A 19,602-nucleotide genomic window follows, 5' to 3' on the forward strand; every position below is an offset into this window, starting at 1 on the left:
TTTTACGTGCTTGGTAGAACGTGTGCAGTTACACCTGTTCTACTGGCTGGCGGTACATGGTATTTACGTAATCAATCACCATGCGCTTAGCCGAGAATGGAGCCGGCAAATCGCCAATAGCGCGTCGCATGCGAGCTACCCACGCTTCTGGAATGCCTGCGCTGTTGCGCGTGTAAAACTCGGGAACGACCGAGGTTTCCAGTTGCGTGTAAAGCGATTCGGCGTCTTGCGCGTCCTCTTTTTTCTGGCCTTCGGGGCCGCGTGGCGCAAACTTGCCGGTGGGTTCTGGACCAATAGCCCAGCCGTTTTCGCCGTCGTAGCCTTCGGGCCACCATCCGTCGAGAACAGACAGGTTCAGGCCGCCATGGGCAGCAACTTTCTGGCCACTGGTGCCGCTTGCTTCCATGGGACGGCGTGGGTTGTTTAGCCACACATCAGACCCCGACACGAGCATACGACCCACTTCCATGTTGTAGTTTTCGAGAATCAGTACGCGTCCGGCAAAGCCTTCTTCTTGACTGATCTCGTAGATCTTTTTGATGAACGCTTGTCCGCCTTCATCAGCAGGGTGAGCCTTTCCAGCAAACAGAATCTGGATGGGCCGGTCTTCATCAGCGAAGAGCGCGCGAGCCCGCTCCAGGTCGGTAAAGATGAGCGGGGCCCGCTTATAGGTGGCAAAGCGCCGGGCAAACCCAATCGTCAGCACATCCGGATCTAAGTCTGGCTGCATGGGCAGCGACTGGCTTTCTGCATGCTCGGTGGCATAGTTGAGTAGACGCGCACGCAGTTTATTACGATACTTCCAGAGCGTGGCATCATCGAGGTCGGCCAGTGGTGCCCAGAACTCGGGTGTATGACGCTGGGTGGCCCAGTCGGCATCGACATGCGTATCAATGAAGTCGCGCGCGGGTGGGGCTGTCCAGGTAGGCAAGTGCACGCCATTGGTGATTGACCCAATCGGCACCTCGTCGACCTCCAGGTCGGGATACATGTCTTGCCACTGCTGCTGGGCTACGCGTCCATTGATCTTGGATACGCCGTTAGAAGCGCGTGCCAGATTCAGTCCTAGCACCGTCATCACAAACTCGTCGGTTTCGTCATCGGGATCGACGCGTCCATAGCGAGCCAGATCCTCCAAATCGAGAGGATGTTCGGCGGCGTACCCCTTCATTTCGGTGGTGAAGAGCTTCGGCGCAAAGCGATCGTGCCCGGCAGGCACAGGCGTGTGTGTGGTAAACACGCAGTCGGCGCGCACAGCAGCTTCAGCTTCGGCAGGAGAGGCCCCGTTTTCGATGTACTCCCGCATCAGTTCGAACATGAGGAAGGCGCAGTGGCCTTCGTTGGCATGGTACACCTCGGGTGTTTCGCCAAGCTCGCGCAGGAGGCGAAGTCCAGCCACTCCAAGCACCAGTTCTTGCCGGATGCGCTCTTGGTCGCCGCCCTGGTAGAGGCGCCGGGTAAGGCTGCGCAGCGGCTCATCATTGCCATCGTGATCGGTATCTAGCAGGTACAGCGGGATACGTCCCAGTTCTACCTTCCAGGCCTGCACCTGCACAGTTTCGCCAGCAATGGGAACGGGAATGCGCAGGGGGGCTCCATTGGCATCGGTGACCAGCGTAAGTGGGTTGTTTTCAGGATCCAGCGGAGGATAATTCGCCTGCTGGTTTCCGTTTTCGTCAAACGACTGGTGGAAGTAGCCTTCGCGTAGCAAGAGCCCAACCGCAGTAAACGGAAGGCCCAGGTCAGAGGCCGCTTTGGCATGATCTCCGGCCAAAACACCGAGCCCGCCCGAATAGAGCGGCATGCTTTCATGCAGGCCATATTCCATACAGAAATACGCCGTATCGGGCGCATCGTCGATTTCAGCAGGGGTGTTCAGATAGTCCTGCAAATCGTCATAGACCGCATCGATATCGCGGCGCAGTTCCGGATCAGTAAGTCGGTCATCATCGGCAGCACGCAACGCGGCATACGGACTATTTCCAGCGGCGGCGTACGCTTCCGGATGCACACGCTCAAAAAGAGCGCGGGCGCGGGGCGTCCAACTCCACCAGAGATTATTAGCGATCGCTTCGAGTTTTTCCGTTGTGGTCATGAGCGAACAAAAATGAGGATAGAATGGCAGTCGAGAAAGCCAAAAGAGTTACGTGGCGGCGTACACCTTAATCGCCGGAATGTGCCCACGGCGCGTGCGGGTAGCCGCATGTAACATGCTTTCGGCCAGTTCAACAGGAGAAATCCAGGTGTTAGGGTCGCTGTCGGGCATTGCCGATCGGTTAGCGGGCGTATCAACAACGCCCATGGGATACAAGGTAGACACACGGATGCCGTCATCGCGTAATTCGGCATCGAGCGATTTTAAATAGGCGGCGACGGCGCCTTTCGAGGCAGCATACAGGCCCATACCGGCGCCTCCATCCTCGGCTGCGGGAGCAGAAACTCCTAGAAAGAAGCTGTTGTCCACAGTTTGAAGATGAGGAAGGGCTCCCTGCGCAGTTGCAAAGAGCGTGCGCATGTTTAGATCCATCATGTGGGCGTAGTCCTGTGCGGTGGCTTCGGTTGCGCCTTGCATGGCAAATCCGCCTGCAATGGCGAGCACCGCGTCGGGGGCGCCAAGCGCATCAGCCAGCGTGGCAAACGCCGCGTTGGCCGCATCCACGTCGGTAAGATCTGCGGAGGCCGTCTTCGCGTTGGGATAGGCCGAAGCGACGGAAGCAAGGGCATCGGTATCGTAGTCAATGAGACCAAGCGTCCATCCGGCATCGGCAAAAACCTGGGCTGTGGCGCTGCCAATGGCTCCTGCAGCTCCAGTAATAAATACAGTAGACATAACCAGTTAAGGGATTAGGGGGATTATGCGATTGATCGGATCCAAACTGCAGCGCTGCGAGCAGGGAGCGAGACGGTAGGATCGGAAGGGTCGAGGGAAGCAGATCGTTCAGGGGGCCACACAGCGCGATATGAGACCCCCTCAAGAGCCGGAGCGGGGAGCGTAAGGTGGGCAAGCTCAGGGGCCGTGTTAAAGGCGACCACCGCTTCATGGGTGTCGGTATGACGCAGAAAGATGGCTTGACGGTCCGTGGTATGGAGCACACGAATATCTCCTACACGTAACACTGGGTGCGCGTGTCGTAGGGCAATGGCTTTCTGAAAGAATGATAGCAACTCCTCATCCCACGCTGAAGGGCGATCCCAGGGGAATGCCTCGCGGCAATGCGGGTCGCCCGCACTGCTCATGCCAATTTCGTCGCCGTAGTAGATACAGGGAGCACCGGGCATGGTCATGAGAAAGAGTACCGCCAAACGCAGCGCTTCTCGGTTCTCGCCAAGGGTCCACAAGGCGCGAGGCGTATCGTGGCTGTCGAGCAGGTTAAACTGGGCTTGCTGGATGGCGCGTGGGTAGCGCGTGAGTGTTGTCATAACCTCGCGCGTAAACTGGTGGCCATTGCGCGGTTCAAAGTCGAAGTGGATGTGGTCAAAGCCGCGTAGCGTGTTAGGGGCCACGAACCCAACGAGTGAGTCTACAAGCGGGTAGTTCATCACCGCATCGAATTGATCGCCCTGCAGCCACCGGTCGGCGGGTGTCCAGATCTCGCCGCAGATGTATGCCTCTGGGTTGACGGACTTTACACGTGTGCGAAACGTGCGCCAGAAATCATCATCGTCGATTTCGTTGGGCACGTCCAGGCGCCATCCGTCTATGCCCTGTTCGACCCAGTGCGTGGCTACGTCGAATATAAACGAGCACACGGCGGGGTGGTTGGTGTTTAGCTTAGGCAGTGCGGGAAGATTGGCCCACGACTTGTATCCACACGAATCGCCATCGGCAGAATACGGGCGGAGCGGATCGCCAGTCAGATAAAACCAGTCGGTATAGGGTGAATCAGTACCGTTTTCCAGGACATGATGAAACGGCCAGAACCCGCGACTGGCATGGTTGAATACACCATCGAGAACGACCCGCATGTCGCGGTGGTGAGCAGCATCAAGCAAGGCATCGAGCGCTTCGTTTCCACCCAGCAGCGGATCTACGGTGTAGTAGTCAAACGTGTGGTAGCGGTGGTTGGCAGCCGAGGCGAAGATTGGATTCAGGTATAGCGCGGTGACGCCCAGCTCTTGCAAGTAGTCTATCCTCTCAATGATGCCCCACAAGTCGCCCCCTTGAAACCCTTGCTCTTCCGGAGGATGCCCCCATGGTTTGAGTGTTACCGTGCGATGCGCATCGACCGTTCCGCTTCGAGCAAAGCGGTCGGGAAAGATCTGGTAGAACACGGCATGCTTGACCCAGTCGGGGGTGGAGGGTGTCATAGAGACAAAGGAATGGAGGGAAGGAATGGAGGGTGAGTATGGCCGAAACGAGCCTGCGAGATGATCAGGCGGTATGGGGGTTTACATCAGGATCGGCAAGAGGGGGATGATCAACCACGGTGCGATCAAGACCAGGGAGAACGGATTCGAGTTCGGGCCGCCGTTCTTCTAAATCGGGCGGCAGTTGAAGAGTGCTTCCTAGTTGCTGGAGCGGTTCATCGACGGTGAACCCGGGCTCATCGGTAGCAATCTCGAATAAGACGCCTCCTGTGCGTGTTCGATCGCGAAAGTATATCGACTTAAAGTAGGTGCGGTCGCGCACATCGCTGACGTCCAGCCCCATGCTGCGCAGATGATCTTGCCACGTGCGCTGCATCGCCGAGGTAGCAACACGAAACGCAACATGATGCACCGTGCCGTATCCATTGCGTCCATCACCGGGCGGAGTACGCGCCGACAGGTCTATGTATCGTCCGGGTTCGTTGCGTGGGGATTGCAAACTCCGGTTCGCAGGCGCCTTCAGACGACGCAGTGTGCCTTGTTCATCTGTAACTTTCCACCCAAAGGTGTCGGTGAAAAAGGAGGTCGTGGCATCCAGATCAGGAGTTGGCAACGTAATGCTGTGTAGGCCCTGCAAGGCAACGGCGTCATTAAATATGGAGCCTGGGCTCCACGGTGTGGAGGTACCTTCCGCAGCCGGTACCAATGCCAGAGAGAGCATGTCGTGGGCCTGAAAGCGAATCACCGAGGTGCCAAATCGATGCGTAGACACGGGGGTGTACCCAAGTTCACTCAGCCGGGTACGCCAAAACATAAGCGCGTCTGGATGAATGACAAAAGCAACAGGAGCGGGGGTTCCTAACCCGATTTGACCAGGCATAGAGCGCGGCCATGGAAAGAGCGTGAGCAACGTACCTGGGGAGCCCTGCATATCCCCAAAGTACAGATGGTGTGTGGAGGGATCGTCAAAGTTGACGGTGGTTTTGACAAGGCGCATCCCAAGGATTCCGGCGTAAAAGTCGATTGCGGTTTGCGCAGCGCCCGTAATCGCAGTAATGTGGTGGAGGCCAGCAATAGGAGCAGGCATGGTGGGGCAAACGCATGGAGGGCAATAGGTGAAAAGGGAGCGTTCCACAATGCTGCTAAGAACCTGTCTCTTGATCGGAGGCGGCCGCGTCTTCAGAGGCCGGTGACGCATTTTGAGCTATAACAGCAAGCGTACAACGGCTCACACAAACGAGACGGTCCGCGTCGTCATAGATCTTTACGTCCCAGACCTGTGTGCTTTGGCCCACATGAAGCGGAGTGGCCTGTGCATGTACAGTTCCATCGGAGACCGCCCGTACATGGTTTGCATTGATCTCAACGCCCACGGCAGTATGGCCGGAGGGAGCCGCCAAATAGCCGCCCACACTCGCTACGCTTTCGGCAAGAACAACGCTTACGCCTCCGTGCAATTGTCCAAATGGCTGATGGTGGCGTGGCGTAACCGGCATTGAGGCGGTAACTTGACTGGAAGTAATCACCTCAAATGTAATGTCAAGAAGTTCGGCGGCACCGCCCATAGAAGACGGAAGCGGCTTTTCGGGCATAGATGCAACAGATGCAAGTAGAAGCATTGTGAAAGACAGCCCACATAACCTACATGATTCTACAGAGAAATGCGACCCCAGGGCTATATCTACCCATGGGCCCTCATTGATGAGGTGGGTTGAGGTGGTACGATTGGTGATGGCAAAGCATTAAATGACGGTAGCGGTAAGGTATTAAGTGATTGACATGTGGTTTACATCATCGCAACCAGTTCAAATCCCCTCTGTCTTCGAGCTTCGCCGCAGGCGTGATCCTGTGGGCACCTCCCACTTGGCCAACTAGTCCTTACACATAACTTTCTCTCTGATATTTCGTTGATGGGAAATTTGACTTCCCCACCGTCTGTTCAATGAGAGACTGGTGGCCCCCACAAAAAGAACCCACCTGAAGAGCCCACCTGAGCGTCTGCTCGGGCGAGTGGATCCTGAATCAAGTTCAGGTACATGTTTAGCGTGTTTCAACGGCCGCCCGGGATATCCGCACCCCAGGAGTACTCGGTCGCGGTGCTCCCAGCGCTCCGCTCCTGATCCCGGGCTACAGAGCGGCTCGGTGTGAGCAAAATCCATAGCCGGGGACCGCTTGCGTCCCCGGCGATCTGGAGCACGTCGCTAAACACGTACAAGTTCAGGATGACGTGTCGGGGGGACGGTGCTGGAGACGAAGGCCCCTTTCAACCCAAATGCCACCCCCTCGAATGTCATCCAGATCCTAAATCGAGTTCAGGACAGGCAAGCGATCATCAACGATTATCACCATCTCAGGTTGTGTGCATAGACTAGCCTTGGCCAAGTGAGAGAAACCCAACACGAGCCCGGAGGGCGACTGATGGAGCGAAGCGGAATAAGGGAGAGGGGGTTAAGCGGGCTCCGATTGATGTTGCGCACGTGACAATCAGAATGCAACCGCCAGAATGCAACCGCTGAGTCAACGACACGAAAACATCAGAAAAGGCAAAGGTGCGGCGTCACCGAAGCTATGTCCATGCACATAGCTCCGGTGACGCTGCATGGTATCGTCGCATAGCACCCAATCAGTGGAGAGCGTAGCGATGATCAGTGGATTGCAGACGTACGTAGAGAGGCAGTTCGTGCGCCCTGGTGTATCCTATTGGTCCTCACTACTGGCCGTATGCTCCCCATTGTCTTCAAGTAAAGCCGTTTGGGCCACTAACTGCATGTCGGGACGTTCGGGAAGTTGAAAGGACTCATTTCCAACCGTGATACGCACCTCATCCGCATTGGCAATGCGCTGAAAGACCGACTGTGAGAAGTGTGTCTCCTTGACCTCCATGATTTCATTGTCATCGAGGGCTCGTGTGCGCGTATTCACTTCTAACGGACGCAATGTGCTACCATTGATCTCAACCGTCACGTCGTTTGAGGTAGAGAGAGTGGTTTCCTCATCGGTAAACCCATACAGAATAAGCATCCACTGGTCGCTCCCCGTCACCGGGTTCGACACGTAACGAGCGATGTACGCCCCGTAGTCGCCAGCATAAGAGTCGATCCAGAGGTCGTTCATGTTGTCACTGGAGATGCGGTACTCTCCTGTCACATCACTAATATCCTCGGTGATTTGAGCCATGCTGACGGGGGCCCACAATAACGCCGCGAAAAATAGTATAAGTAAACGTTTCATAGTATGATATAGGCATGGATGTAGGCATGGAATGAAAACCTGCAGGATGCAAAAGCACAATACCCTTTCGGAAGCGCTTCTGTGCCATGCGTTTTATGTTAATGTTAGGACGCGTAAATGATCCGAAAGTAGACAAGCTAATCATCCAATGGTGCAACGAATCAAGCATAGGCCATCGGATACGTACTTTTTCAACCGTTACCACCCTGACACAAAATGTGGATATTGTGAACCAGAAAGAGAGGCAAATGTGCGAGAACGCGATTCGTGTTTCCGTCTCACTCCCTCTGTCTTCGTTATGACGCTTAATCAACCTGCCCAAACGCTTGCCCAACAGCACAATCTTGACCGGGCTCAGCTGCTGGTTGGCGCGAAAGCCATTGCACAGGAAATCATTGATGAGAGCCAGGCATCCGATGCACCTTTGCAAGGCTTGGTGTATGACGTATCGGGTCTATACAATGAAGGAGAACCGCGTTGTACGTTCGATTCCCCCGATAGCGAGACCTTCTCCTTTACCGGGGAGTTTCGTGCGGCCAATGACGATATTCACAAAATTGAGCGGTCGTCGATTGCACTTGACCGGTTCAAAGAACTGTGTAAGCCGCGGGCCTGAATCCTAAACGACCGGTTTTTGTTCAGAGCCGTCCATTGGCTTTTATTAAACCACGTGCTGTTGTGTCTTCCGAATCCATCGTTGTGTGCCATCTGGGGCGCGTGCCATATACTCGCACATGGTCGCTCCAGCAACATATTCAGGCCGCTCTCATTGCCGCAAAGCGCGCCACGCCACAACGCACTCCTCCGCATGTGCTGCTGCTACTGGAGCATCCCCATGTGTACACGCTCGGAAAAAGCGGCAATGCCGATCATTTGCTCCTTTCAGATGAACACCTGGCTAACGTGGAAGCCACGTTTCACCGCATCGATCGAGGGGGCGACATCACATACCACGGACCCGGGCAGCTTGTGGGATATCCTCTGCTGGATCTTGACCGCTTCTCTACCGATCTGGGCTGGTATCTGCGTACACTCGAAGCAGTGATGATCCGGACGTGTGCAACATACGATGTAACAGCCTCACGCGTGGAGGGACGCACCGGCGCGTGGGTAGGCCCCGATGCGAAGGGGCACGAACGGAAAATCTGTGCCATGGGGGTGCGCTGTAGTCGATGGGTGACGATGCATGGCTTTGCGCTGAATGTAAGCACAAATCTAGACTACTTCGGACATATCGTGCCGTGTGGCATTCAAGATCGAGGCGTTACGTCGTTAGCCCGGGAGCAAGAAGACCCGGTCTCTGTCTCCGAAGTCGCACCGGTGTTGACCGACCATCTAACGAATCTGTTCAAAGCCGTACCTACAACCCTGTATGGACCCGATGCCTGGGATTATCTTCGGTCGTGGTTACCCGAACCAGCCCAAGACGACATTGATGTCCTTGCAGAGACCGCTCGTTTTCCTGCACCATCAACTCAAACAGCGAGCCGTTTGGAATCGTAGACTGGGCTGCGTATCTTACAGCCTGTTTCCCGCTTGCGAACCAACCTCTGTATCCACATGGCCGATTTCGACGCCGAAAACTTTACGCTTCGCCTCCTCACCGAAACGCTTTTCTACGACACCGAATATGGACTGACAGGCATTGTTAGTTTGGTCAACCCGCGCAAACGGCGCGAACAGTACTTGGCGTCTTATTCTCCAGAAGACGATGCTTTTCTTATCGAAGAAGCTACCGCCTGGGAATCCGACGTAGAGGATGAGGACGAAGAGGATGTTGCGTATGCTTTGGCCACCGAAGGGGATGTCCACGGCACGTACGATCTACCCGAAGAGGCGGCTATTGAACTCTTCAAACTCGCAGCTGAGCATGGGCTACTTCCTAGCTTCACACCGTATTACGAGGATGCCGAATGATCATCTGTAGCGTTATTTTTTGAGCGCCAGCGTGATGCCATCCGCGACAGGGATGAGACTTACGTACACCCGGTCGTCGTTGGATAACTTCCGGTTGAGGGCTTGAATCGCCTGTGTGTTATCATCTGAGGCATTGTCATCAATCACGCGTCCCTCTTGCAGCATATTGTCGAATAGAATGAGCCCACCCGATCGCAGCAGCGCCAGGCTGTGCTCGTAGTAGGCGGCATAGGACGTCTTGTCGGCATCGATAAACGCAAAATCGAAGGTACCTTCTGCTTCGTCGGCTCGAAGGGACTTGAGCGTTTCTATCGCTGGAGCTATCCGCAGGTCGATCCGATCGGTCACACCGGCTGCTGCCCAGTAACGTTCGGCAATACCGGTATAGTCGGTGTTTATATCACATGCTACAAGTGTGCCGGTCTCAGGCAGCGCATAGGCAATAGCAAGCGCGCTGTATCCGGTGAACACTCCAATTTCAATCGCCCGTTCTGCCCCCATCAGACGAACCAGCACCTCCATAAACTGGCCCTGCTCTGGAGCAATTTGCATGTCATGGTGCGGGTGTTGCATCGTTTCATGACGCAGCCGCTCCTGCACCTCCGTCTCGTCTACCGACACATCCAACAAATAACGATGAAGCGCATCTGAGAGCCCAATAGATTGGTTTGACATGGAACGTTGGTGACAAGTGAGCAGGACAAACGAATGGACCATTCATTACGCGGAACCAGGCGTACGTATCCAGGCCCCACCGGAAGCGAATCAAAACCATGTAGCGTGGGGTAGGAGCCTGCGTATCCCTTTTCCCCTTGCTTAACGACGAAGTGCGTATGGCTGCTGCACAGCGGTTGCTCTGGATTGACGATGAGGTCGATTTTTTGCGTCCTCACGTGCTCTTTTTGGAGGACAAAGGCTACGAAGTGGAGACGGTCTCGAACGGGGCCGACGCGGTAAGCCTTGTCGAAGACGCGCCTTTTGACCTCGTCTTTCTGGATGAGCAGATGCCCGGCATGGACGGGCTTGACACGCTGGTGCAGCTCAAAGACGCCCGCCCCGAAATGCCGGTAGTCATGGTCACCAAGAGCGAAGAAGAGCAGCTCATGGAAAAAGCACTGGGGCGACAAATCACAGACTACCTAACCAAGCCAGTAAACCCAAGTCAAATCTTGCTTACGTGCAAGCGCGTGTTGGAGCGCACCGAAATCGAACGTGAGTCGCAATCGCAGCAGTACTTGCAATCATTTGGGCAGATTGACCGACGGCTCAACGACGCCCGTTCGTACGACGACTGGGTTGACCTCTACCGGAAGCTCGTCAATTACGATTTGTCGCTCACCGACGACGAGGGCGCCCGTCAAATCTTTACGGATCAGTTCCAAACAGCCAATCGCTTGTTTGGCGAGTTTGTAGAAGATATCTATCCGGAATGGATTGCGGCAGCTGATCGGTCTCCGCACACGGCGGAGCGCCCCGTGCTCTCACACGAGGTGTTACCCGAGTTTGTGTTTCCGCAGCTGGGCGAGAAGCCGGTCATCTTCTTCGTCATTGACTGCATGCGGTACGATCAATGGCTTTCCTTTGAGACAATCCTGCGTCCGCACTTTCACATCGAAACCGCCTTCCACTGCAGCATTCTACCCACCGCAACCCCCTACTCGCGCAACGCCATTTTCAGTGGGATGCTGCCCATTGACTTGGATGACCGCTTTCCGAATCTGCGCCGCAAGGCTGAGGAGGAAGAGCACAGCCGCAATCAGTATGAAGAGGCGCTGCTCCACGACTTTATGGAACGCCGTCGCCTCGACGACATGAGCATGCGATACGATAAGCTGATTGCCACCGAAGACGGACAATCGTTTGCCAGTCAGGCCCAAAACCTAACGCAGCACGACCTGAGCGCTGTAGTCGTAAACTTCGTCGATATTCTGGCCCACAGCCGCTCCGACTCGGACGTGCTGAAGGAGCTAGCTCCCGATGAGGCGGCCTATCGTTCACTCACCCATACCTGGTTTGCCCACTCGTGGCTGCTTGACGCCCTCAAAACGCTTTCGGAACGCGACTGCACCATTGTACTGACTAGCGACCACGGAGCCATCCGCAGCCTGCGCTCCTCTAAGGTGATTGGCGATCGCGAAACGTCCACGGCACTGCGCTACAAGCATGGACGCAACTTGCAGTGCGACGAAGAGGATGCCATCTATGTGGAGGAGCCGGAAACGTACGGCCTCCCTCCCGACGCGCTCAACACCAATTACATCATCGCCAAAGAGGATTTCTATTTCGTGTACCCCACGAACTTTCATCACTACGAAAACCTCTACCGCGACACCTTCCAACACGGCGGCGCCTCGCTCGAAGAAATGGTTCTTCCGGTGGCTACGCTCACGCCCAAAAGTGCGTGAGTCTAGCTGATTTCTGTTTACAACACCTCGCGCAAAAACCGTCCGGTATGGCTGGCTGGATGCGCGGCGATGTCTTCGGGCGTGCCGGTGACGACCACCTCGCCCCCACCCGTGCCCCCATCCGGTCCCAGGTCGATGATGTGATCGGCATACTTGATCACGTCCAGGTTGTGCTCTACGATGACTACCGAGTGCCCGTGCTCCACCAGTTGATCGAAGGCGTTTAGGAGTTTGCGAATATCGTCGAAGTGGAGTCCCGTCGTGGGCTCGTCGAAGATGTAGAGCATACGATCGGTGTGGCGCCCGCTCAAGTGCGAGGCCAGCTTGATGCGCTGCGCCTCGCCGCCGGAGAGCGTGGTAGAGGGCTGCCCGAGCGACAGGTAGCCGAGCCCGATGTCTTGAAGCACCTCCAGCTTGTTCGTCACTGCGCGCTGGCCTTCAAAGAAGTCGGCGGCCTCGTCAACAGTCATTTCCAGCACCTCGGCGATGTTCTTGCCGTTGTACGTCACGTTCAGCACCTCCTGCTTGTAGCGCCGCCCGTTACATGCCTCACACTCCAGGTAGATATCGGCCAGGAACTGCATCTCCACTTTGACAACGCCCTCGCCCTTGCAGGCTTCGCAGCGCCCACCCGCTACGTTAAAACTAAAGAAGCCCCGCTCGTAGCCGTGAATCTGCGACTGCCGCGTTTCGGAAAACAGCTTGCGGATGCCGTCGAACGCTTTCGTATACGTGGCCGGATTCGACCGTGGGGTGCGCCCGATGGGCTGCTGGTCGACCATCTCAACACCATCGACAAATGCATGGCCGCGAATATCGTCGTGCGCGCCGACCGTACCATCGCCGCTGCCTCCTTTGAGGCGGTGCAGTCCCTCGTAGAGCGTCTGCTGTATAAGCGTCGACTTGCCCGAGCCCGACACACCCGTCACACACACAATGCTATCGAGCGGAATCTCAACATCGATGTGGTTTAGATTGTGCTGCCGTGCGTTCGTCACAACCAGTTTTCGGTCGGATTCGGGGGTGCGCCGTGCTTTGGGCACCGGGATGGCCGTGCGACCGCTTAAGTACTTGCCGGTGAGCGAGTCTGCATCGTCGAGCACCTCGTCATAGGTGCCCTGAAACACCACCTCGCCGCCAAACTGTCCGGAGGCCGGGCCCATGTCGATAAGATGATCAGCCGCCTCCATCGTAACAGGGTCGTGCTCAACCACCAGCACGGTGTTGCCCAGGTCGCGCAGGCGCTGCAAAATACCCACGAGCCGATCATTGTCGCGCGGATGCAGCCCGATGGTCGGTTCGTCTAGCACGTAGAGCGAACCCACAAGCGAGGACCCGAGCGAGGTCGACAGATTGATGCGCTGGCTCTCGCCACCACTGAGTGTCTGGGCCAACCGGTCGAACGTGAGGTAGTCGAGTCCTACATCGACCAGGTATTCCGTGCGGGTGCGCAGCTCTTCAAGCACACGCCCGGCTACCTCCTCTTCATAGCCGGAGAGCTCGATACCCTGAAAGAAGTCGAGCGCCTCGCGGGTCGTCATGGCACATACCTCTCCGATCTGCCGGTCGTTGATCTTGACGTAGTACGCATCCTCGCGCAGGCGGTAGCCGTCGCACTCCGGACACGTAGAGTAGCCCCGAAAGCGTGCCCGGAAGATGCGGTAATGCGTCTTGTACGAACGCTCATCCAGAAACTCAAAGAAGCCGTTTAGTCCGATGTAATCGTCCTTGCCTTCCCAAACGATGTCAAGCTCCCAATCGTCGAGGTCGCGGTAGGGGCAGTCGATGTCGAGTCCCGTTTCTGCAGACACACGGATGAGCTTGCGAAAGTGCTTGCTCCACTTATCGGTGCGGAACGGCGCCAGCGCGCCCTCGCGAATCGAGAGCCCTTTGTTGGGCACAATCAGATCCGGGTCGAGTCCGGGTACGCGCCCGAAGCCCTGGCACTCGGGGCATGCCCCCACCGGACTGTTAAAGCTAAACATGAGCGGTGTGGGCTCCTCGAACTCCATTCCGTCGCGCTCAAAGCGGGCACTGAAGTGGAGTTGCGGAGCCGGACCGCTGGCGTCATCACTCCGGCGGCGGGCCACCTGCACGACGCATCGGCCTTCCCCCACATCGAACGCTTGCTCGACGGATTCGGCCACGCGGGTGCGAGTAGACGCATCGCCGTGCTTCACCTTGAGCCGGTCGATAAGCACCAGCAGTCGCTTGCGCCCGTAGTTGTTGACTTTGCTCGGCGGGGTGTCGTTCAGGTCGAGGATCTCGGGGCGCTCGCCACGCTCGGCCTGTTTTTCGGTAGGCATCAATAAAATGCGGAAGAACCCGCGCTCGCGCAGGCTCTTGAGCTCGTCGCGCAGCGCGCGGCTGCGGTCGGGCACCGGGCAGCACAGGTAGTAGCGGGCGCCGTCGTCCAGCTCCTCTTCGATCGAAAGCGCTACGCTCCGCGGCGTGTCTTTGGTGACGGGCTGCCCGCTCACCGGCGAGATGGTCGTGCCGATGCGCGCGTACAGCAGCCGCAGATGGTCGTAAACTTCCGTTTGCGTGGCTACGGTCGAGCGCGGGTTGTTCGCAGTCGTTTTCTGCTCAATGGCAATGGCCGGTGCAAGCCCTGTGATCAAGTCGGCATCTGGCTTGTCCATACGTTCTAAGAACTGCCGGGCGTAGGCACTGAGGCTCTCTACGTAGCGCCGCTGGCCCTCGGCATAGATGGTGTCAAAAGCCAGGCTCGACTTTCCGGATCCCGACGGCCCCGTAATCACCGTAAGGGTTTCGCGCGGCACATCCAGATCGATATCTTTCAGGTTGTGCTGGCGTGCACCGCGCACAATGATATGAGTGCGCGCCTTCTCGCGAGCCTCGGGCGAGGCATTGGCGATGACAGGATCTTGCGGGGGAGCGGTGTCGAGTGTTTTGGTCATGAGCGCAGGCTGAACAGAACAGACGGAGACAACACCGTTCCAAACGACGACGCCGGGAGACAGGTGCCCCGCCTTATCCGTGCGCCTTGACGATGTCGTAATGATGGGTTAGCCGTGCCCGTTAATCCGGCGAGGGCGCGTCGGTGTGCTCGCGGGGTACAATCGCCGGAGATGCATCGGTGTCAGCATGCCCATCGGAGGCCGATGGAGGGAGCCTCGACGGTACAGATACATCAGAGTCCGCATCCGAGTCTTGAAGAGACGAAGCCTCCTCATCCGTCTCGGGGTCAGGTGTATCGGCAGCATCTGTGTCGGATGGCGCCATATCGAGCAGGTCTTTGCGTGGAAGAGCGCCTGCGGGAAGGGCGTCGGTGAGGTGGTCGGAAAGCAGGCGTAACGTTTGGTGGACCGTTTCTCGGTGCGTATGGTCTTGGTTGCGCTCCGTCTCTAACTCGCCCTTCAAGTCGCTAATTTCTTCTGCCATGGTGAGCGCCGTAATAACGGCGGTTGTGAGCTCATCTTGCTCGGGATGAGCATCCTTGAATGCTTCCATGCGCGCGTTTACCTGCGAGGCGAGGTTTCGAGTCGTCTTCTCCTCACCCTCGCGCACACGCAGGGCATACTCGCGGCCCAGGATGTGTACCCGAATGGATTTCATATCATCAGTAGCCATAACCGGACCTTGCTAAGAAGAGGAGGCATCGGTCGCTGAGCGCTCCTTCAGCGGAGGAGGAAGGTCGGCGAGTGCGGTGTCGAGCGCATTGATGTATTGATCGAGCTGGGGACGCAGGTCTTCAGCCGTCGTTTCTTCGAGGGTAATAACGAGCGCGTCTTTCGGTACATCCGGGCGCTGTTCCAGCGTCTGAATGCGCTCACGCAGCGCATTGTTTTCTGCTTCGAGCTCGTGCAACCGTTGTGTGGCAGCATACACTTGGTCAACCAACTGGTTGAGTACACCACGCATATCGTCTGGCAGCTCTTCAAGAGCAGCGCGTGTTTCAGACACGGCTGCGGAATTAGTTTCAGAGGTGTTGTTGGAAGCGGACTGGCTCATAGCGTGTTAGTCACCTTAGAATCCGGTTCGAATCCGGCTGCCCAGAAAGCACGGATGGAAACGCAACATAGTTCAGGGTACAAGGCAGTGCACTCAAACACAAACGAACATGCGGATGTACTGTGCAATCTATACGCTGTTGTGAAGTGGTGTACGCTTTATCGTGCAGTGTGTGCCGATGTTTTTTATAGGTCGCGGCATTACTCTTGGCGCAGGGTAGCACCATGGTTCTCTTGCAACGCATTAAGCACGCGATTCAGGCAGGTTTCGATTTCGTTTTCAGTCAGCGTATGGTCTGCAGCCATCCGCAGGCTTAACGCGATACTTTGTTTCCCTTCGGGGATGCCGGAGCCATCATACCGGTCAAAAAGGTCTACCTGCTGAACGAGAGGGCGTCCGGCCTTCGAGGCCGTATCCAAGAGCGGCCCTACCGATGCATCGGCATCTACCAACACGGCCAGATCGCGCTCTACAACCGGCACACGCGGTACTGCTTCGTAGGTTGTCGTTTCAGCAAGCGTATGCACGACCGCCTCCCAGTCCAGTTCAGCCACCAGCACGGCATCAGTGAGGTCGTACGCGTCGGCGGTATCGGGGTGCAAGCAAATGAGCCTGCCCAGATCGGTATCTGCCGTGTGGATGCGCAGCGCATACGCCACGTAGGACGGCGTGTCGTTCGTCACCGGATCAAACTGCACGGAGGGCGTACCCATTTCTTCGAGCAGATCGGCGACGGTACCCTTCAGATCGTACACATCGGTGCGGCGTGCGGCACGATCCCAATGAAGGGGGGCATGCGCGCCCGTAGCAGCAATCAGCAGCGACTCGTGTTCTACAATGCCCGGAACCTGGGGCGTCTCGTCGGCAGTGGCACGGCGCATTACACGGCCAAACTCGAAGATGCGCTGCGCATCTTGTCCGTGGTTGTGGTTGTGCTGCAAGACATCGAGTGCACCGGGCAACAAACGAGGACGCAGTGCGGCCATCTGACGAGAGATGGGGTTCTGCGTTTCTACTACAGGAGTCTGATGCGGATTGAACTGCTGGGCCGCCTCAAAGGGCAGCATGCTGTTGGTGTAGATCTCGCGGAAGCCGTATCCACGAAGGAGGCTGCGGACTTCCTTGCGACGCGTGCGGGTGGGCGCCTCGCTCTGTACACGAGCGGGAATCTGGATGTGCGAGGGGCGCGGCAGGGCGTCGTATCCGTAGAGCCGCGCAATCTCCTCGATCAGGTCCTCTTCAATCGCCAGATCCGGACGCCATGTTGGCAGCGTGCACTGCAGGGCATCATCTTGCACATCCACCTGAATGCCCAGTGCGGACAGGTGTGCTTGCATGGCATCGGACGATAGATCGGTGCCGAGCAGGGCGTTGGCGCGGTCCGGGCGCACCGTGGCGGTGCGAGGCTCGGGCGGGTGCGGATGCGCGTCGATCATGCCCTCGACGAGCGTGCCGCCCGCGAGTTCGACCATCAGTTCAGCAGCACGGGCAGCGGCCCACACCTGTCCGTCGCGGTCTACCCCGCGCTCGAAGCGATACGACGAGTCGGTCTGCAGCGCCAGCGCTTTGGCGGTACGACGGATGTGCGACGGATCGAAGTAGGCGCTTTCGATCAGTACGCTGGTGGTCGCTGTGGTGACCTCTGTCTCGGCTCCCCCCATAACGCCGGCGATGGCAATGGGGCGTTCGGCATCGCGAATGAAGAGCGTGCCCGCCGGACAGGTGCGTTCCTGGTCGTCGAGGGTCGTGAAGGATGTCTCGATGCTGGCAGTGTCCACGCGGATTTCGTTGCCCTGCAGGGTATCGGCATCGAAGGCGTGCAGCGGCTGGCCACACTCGTGCAGCACAAAGTTGGTGATGTCTACAATCACGTTGCGCGGACGCAATCCGATACGCTCCAGGCGCTGTTGCAACCAGCGGGGCGAGGGCCCCACGGTGACGTCTTCCACACGCAGCGCCACGTAGCGCGGACAGGCCTCGGGGGCATCGAGCGTTACGTTGAACTGGTCGACAAAGGGACCGCCGGGCTCGGGCAGCGACACCGTCGGACGATTCAGCTCCGCACCGGTACACGCAGCCACGTCTCGGGCTACGCCAAGGTGGCTGGCGGCATCTGAGCGGTTGGGCGTCAGGTCAATGTCGAGCACGGTGTCGGTGGGAGTGAGCCCATTCGCCTCCACGTACGAGGCAAACGACGCGCCAACCGGGGCTTTTTCTTCGAGCACCAGGATGCCCTTGGCGTCAGCAAACAGTCCCAACTCATGAGCCGAGCAGATCATGCCATGCGACGTTTCGCCCCGAATCGTAGCAGATTTTATCGTAAACGGGGCACGTGTGTCGCCGCCTTTTTCTTCGGGCAGTTGAAGTGTCGTGCCCACCGGAGCCACCGGCACGTGCTGGCCCGCCGCTACGTTCGGCGCACCGCACACGATTTGCTGCGGCTTGCCATTGCCCAGGTCCACATCGCAAAGCACAAGGCGATCGGCGTTGGGGTGGTCGCGTACAGTGGTGACCTTGCCGATTACGATGTCGTCGAGGGGCTGTCCGTGAGAGGCCACGCCGTCCACTTCGAGCCCGGCCATGGTGAGGGTATCGGCCAGCTCAGCATTGGAGCAGTCTGGATCCACGTAGGAGCGAAGCCAGTGCAGCGAAATATCCATAACAAACAGGGGGATGTGAAGTATCGGGACGTAAGCAGCGGCAGGAGACTCCGTCTAAAACTGCTGCAGGAAGCGGACATCATTTTCGTAGAACACGCGGATATCGTCGATGCCGTGGCGCAGCATCGTCATGCGCTCTACGCCCATGCCGACGGCGTATCCGCTGTACTGTTCGGGATCGACCTCGGCGGCACGCAGCACGTTGGGGTGTACCATGCCACAGCCCAGGATTTCGAGCCAGCGCCCCCCGTCGGGATGATCGGGGTCGGCCCACCAGATATCGACTTCAGCGCTTGGTTCGGTGAACGGAAAGTAGCTGGGTCGAAAGCGCAAGTCTACATCGTCGCCAAAGAGGGCCTGCGCCAGCTGATACAGCACCTGCTTTAGGTCGGCCATGGCTACGTTGGTATCCACATAGAGCAGTTCCACCTGATGAAAGAGGCAAAACGACTTGTATGAGATGGCCTCGTTGCGGTACACGCGTCCGGGCACCATTACGCGAACGGGCGGCTCGGTGGCTTCGAGGACGCGAATTTGGGCAGGCGACGTGTGGGTGCGCAGCAACGTGGGCATATCGGCGGGCGGATCCTTCACGAAGAAGGTATCCTGCATGTCGCGCGCGGGGTGATCGGGCGGAAAGTTGAGTGCGGTGAAGTTGTACCAGTCGGTTTCAACCTCGGGCCCTTCGTATGTGGCAAAGCCCAGGCGCTGCAGAATGTGCAGGATTTCCTCCAGCGTTTGCGTAAGCGGGTGGAGCGAGCCCTGTGGATGCCGGCGTCCGGGTAGCGTAAGGTCAAGATCGGTGCCCGTGCCGCCGGTAGCTTCTTGCTGGAGACGCTCCTGGGCGTCGTCGAGCTTGGCCTGCGCCTCCGCCTTAAGCGCGTTGAGGCGGCGCCCGAACTCCGGACGTTGCTCGGGGGGCTGTTCGCTAATTTGGCCGAACAGGTCGGGGATGCGCCCCTGGTTACGGCCCAGGTATTTGATGCGAAACGATTCAGCTTCCTCTTCGCTGGTGATAGTTTCCGCTTCGAGGTCGGCGCGCAGTGCGTCGATGGGGTCGGCCATGGCAGGTAGGCAATGAGGGTGAGACGAAGACACAGGCGGAT

The 19,602-nt window shown here is 57.6% G+C and carries 16 protein-coding genes; 4 read left to right on the plus strand and 12 right to left on the minus strand.

What is annotated here, in order from left to right; translation table 11 throughout:
- Positions 1–28: 28 nt before the first annotated feature.
- From glgP to ACZ5AL_RS13215, 6 genes are all read right to left on the minus strand, one after another.
- Positions 29–2,095: an alpha-glucan family phosphorylase gene (gene glgP / locus ACZ5AL_RS13190; protein ID WP_464510963.1), complete on the minus strand. Its 2,067-nt coding sequence runs from the start codon at positions 2,093–2,095 to the stop codon at positions 29–31.
- Between the two features lie 48 nt (positions 2,096–2,143).
- The gene (locus tag ACZ5AL_RS13195; protein ID WP_464510964.1) at positions 2,144–2,830 is read right to left on the minus strand and encodes an SDR family oxidoreductase; all 687 of its coding nucleotides are present in this window, start codon (positions 2,828–2,830) and stop codon (positions 2,144–2,146) included.
- Positions 2,831–2,853: 23 nt separating this feature from the next.
- Positions 2,854–4,308 (minus strand): glycoside hydrolase family 13 protein, encoded by a 1,455-nt coding sequence (locus tag ACZ5AL_RS13200; RefSeq protein ID WP_464510965.1) that lies wholly within the window; start codon positions 4,306–4,308, stop codon positions 2,854–2,856.
- 64 nt (positions 4,309–4,372) lie between these two features.
- Complete coding sequence (locus ACZ5AL_RS13205) at positions 4,373–5,395, minus strand: ring-cleaving dioxygenase (RefSeq protein WP_464510967.1); 1,023 nt, start codon at positions 5,393–5,395, stop codon at positions 4,373–4,375.
- A 55-nt stretch (positions 5,396–5,450) separates the two neighbouring features.
- Complete coding sequence (locus tag ACZ5AL_RS13210; RefSeq protein WP_464510968.1) at positions 5,451–5,900, minus strand: hotdog fold thioesterase; 450 nt, start codon at positions 5,898–5,900, stop codon at positions 5,451–5,453.
- Positions 5,901–7,005: 1,105 nt separating this feature from the next.
- Positions 7,006–7,539, minus strand: a complete 534-nt coding sequence (locus ACZ5AL_RS13215) for a hypothetical protein (protein WP_464510969.1) — start codon at positions 7,537–7,539, stop codon at positions 7,006–7,008.
- 298 nt (positions 7,540–7,837) lie between these two features.
- Between ACZ5AL_RS13215 and ACZ5AL_RS13220 the strand changes: the two genes are divergently transcribed.
- The 3 genes from ACZ5AL_RS13220 to ACZ5AL_RS13230 all read left to right on the plus strand — a co-directional run bounded on the left by ACZ5AL_RS13220 (position 7,838) and on the right by ACZ5AL_RS13230 (position 9,456).
- The gene (locus ACZ5AL_RS13220) at positions 7,838–8,155 is read left to right on the plus strand and encodes a hypothetical protein (protein ID WP_464510971.1); all 318 of its coding nucleotides are present in this window, start codon (positions 7,838–7,840) and stop codon (positions 8,153–8,155) included.
- 62 nt (positions 8,156–8,217) lie between these two features.
- The gene (gene lipB, locus ACZ5AL_RS13225; RefSeq protein WP_464510972.1) at positions 8,218–9,042 is read left to right on the plus strand and encodes a lipoyl(octanoyl) transferase LipB; all 825 of its coding nucleotides are present in this window, start codon (positions 8,218–8,220) and stop codon (positions 9,040–9,042) included.
- Positions 9,043–9,099: 57 nt separating this feature from the next.
- Positions 9,100–9,456: a hypothetical protein gene (locus tag ACZ5AL_RS13230; protein WP_464510973.1), complete on the plus strand. Its 357-nt coding sequence runs from the start codon at positions 9,100–9,102 to the stop codon at positions 9,454–9,456.
- A gap of 12 nt (positions 9,457–9,468) precedes the next feature.
- Here the strand turns inward: ACZ5AL_RS13230 and ACZ5AL_RS13235 are convergent, their stop codons facing one another.
- Positions 9,469–10,131, minus strand: a complete 663-nt coding sequence (locus tag ACZ5AL_RS13235; RefSeq protein ID WP_464510974.1) for a class I SAM-dependent methyltransferase — start codon at positions 10,129–10,131, stop codon at positions 9,469–9,471.
- A gap of 158 nt (positions 10,132–10,289) precedes the next feature.
- On the opposite strand from ACZ5AL_RS13235, the gene porX reads away from it, so the two are divergent.
- Positions 10,290–11,861: a T9SS response regulator signal transducer PorX gene (gene porX / locus ACZ5AL_RS13240; RefSeq protein ID WP_464510976.1), complete on the plus strand. Its 1,572-nt coding sequence runs from the start codon at positions 10,290–10,292 to the stop codon at positions 11,859–11,861.
- Positions 11,862–11,878: 17 nt separating this feature from the next.
- On the opposite strand, the gene uvrA is transcribed toward porX, so the two are convergent.
- The 5 genes from uvrA to pheS all read right to left on the minus strand — a co-directional run bounded on the left by uvrA (position 11,879) and on the right by pheS (position 19,561).
- Positions 11,879–14,782: an excinuclease ABC subunit UvrA gene (uvrA, locus tag ACZ5AL_RS13245; protein ID WP_464510977.1), complete on the minus strand. Its 2,904-nt coding sequence runs from the start codon at positions 14,780–14,782 to the stop codon at positions 11,879–11,881.
- 121 nt (positions 14,783–14,903) lie between these two features.
- On the minus strand, positions 14,904–15,455 hold the full coding sequence (locus ACZ5AL_RS13250) for a cell division protein ZapA (protein WP_464510978.1): 552 nt from the start codon (positions 15,453–15,455) through the stop codon (positions 14,904–14,906).
- 12 nt (positions 15,456–15,467) lie between these two features.
- Positions 15,468–15,836 carry a hypothetical protein gene (locus tag ACZ5AL_RS13255; RefSeq protein ID WP_464510980.1) on the minus strand — a complete coding sequence of 123 codons (369 nt, stop codon included), beginning with the start codon at positions 15,834–15,836 and terminating at the stop codon, positions 15,468–15,470.
- A gap of 200 nt (positions 15,837–16,036) precedes the next feature.
- Positions 16,037–18,496 carry a phenylalanine--tRNA ligase subunit beta gene (gene pheT / locus ACZ5AL_RS13260; protein WP_464510981.1) on the minus strand — a complete coding sequence of 820 codons (2,460 nt, stop codon included), beginning with the start codon at positions 18,494–18,496 and terminating at the stop codon, positions 16,037–16,039.
- Positions 18,497–18,550: 54 nt separating this feature from the next.
- Complete coding sequence (pheS, locus tag ACZ5AL_RS13265; RefSeq protein ID WP_464510982.1) at positions 18,551–19,561, minus strand: phenylalanine--tRNA ligase subunit alpha; 1,011 nt, start codon at positions 19,559–19,561, stop codon at positions 18,551–18,553.
- Positions 19,562–19,602 lie beyond the last annotated feature (41 nt).

This window comes from Natronotalea proteinilytica (genome assembly GCF_055379935.1).

Excerpts from the sequence above, each read along its gene's own strand:
- glgP (WP_464510963.1), bottom strand. The coding sequence starts at position 2,095 with ATGACCACAACGGAAAAACTCGAAGCGATCGCTAATAATCTCTGGTGG.
- ACZ5AL_RS13195 (WP_464510964.1), bottom strand. The coding sequence starts at position 2,830 with ATGTCTACTGTATTTATTACTGGAGCTGCAGGAGCCATTGGCAGCGCC.
- ACZ5AL_RS13200 (WP_464510965.1), bottom strand. The coding sequence starts at position 4,308 with ATGACACCCTCCACCCCCGACTGGGTCAAGCATGCCGTGTTCTACCAG.
- ACZ5AL_RS13205 (WP_464510967.1), bottom strand. The coding sequence starts at position 5,395 with ATGCCTGCTCCTATTGCTGGCCTCCACCACATTACTGCGATTACGGGC.
- ACZ5AL_RS13210 (WP_464510968.1), bottom strand. The coding sequence starts at position 5,900 with ATGCCCGAAAAGCCGCTTCCGTCTTCTATGGGCGGTGCCGCCGAACTT.
- ACZ5AL_RS13215 (WP_464510969.1), bottom strand. The coding sequence starts at position 7,539 with ATGAAACGTTTACTTATACTATTTTTCGCGGCGTTATTGTGGGCCCCC.
- ACZ5AL_RS13220 (WP_464510971.1), top strand. The coding sequence starts at position 7,838 with ATGACGCTTAATCAACCTGCCCAAACGCTTGCCCAACAGCACAATCTT.
- ACZ5AL_RS13230 (WP_464510973.1), top strand. The coding sequence starts at position 9,100 with ATGGCCGATTTCGACGCCGAAAACTTTACGCTTCGCCTCCTCACCGAA.
- ACZ5AL_RS13235 (WP_464510974.1), bottom strand. The coding sequence starts at position 10,131 with ATGTCAAACCAATCTATTGGGCTCTCAGATGCGCTTCATCGTTATTTG.
- porX (WP_464510976.1), top strand. The coding sequence starts at position 10,290 with ATGGCTGCTGCACAGCGGTTGCTCTGGATTGACGATGAGGTCGATTTT.
- uvrA (WP_464510977.1), bottom strand. The coding sequence starts at position 14,782 with ATGACCAAAACACTCGACACCGCTCCCCCGCAAGATCCTGTCATCGCC.
- ACZ5AL_RS13250 (WP_464510978.1), bottom strand. The coding sequence starts at position 15,455 with ATGGCTACTGATGATATGAAATCCATTCGGGTACACATCCTGGGCCGC.
- ACZ5AL_RS13255 (WP_464510980.1), bottom strand. The coding sequence starts at position 15,836 with ATGAGCCAGTCCGCTTCCAACAACACCTCTGAAACTAATTCCGCAGCC.
- pheT (WP_464510981.1), bottom strand. The coding sequence starts at position 18,496 with ATGGATATTTCGCTGCACTGGCTTCGCTCCTACGTGGATCCAGACTGC.
- pheS (WP_464510982.1), bottom strand. The coding sequence starts at position 19,561 with ATGGCCGACCCCATCGACGCACTGCGCGCCGACCTCGAAGCGGAAACT.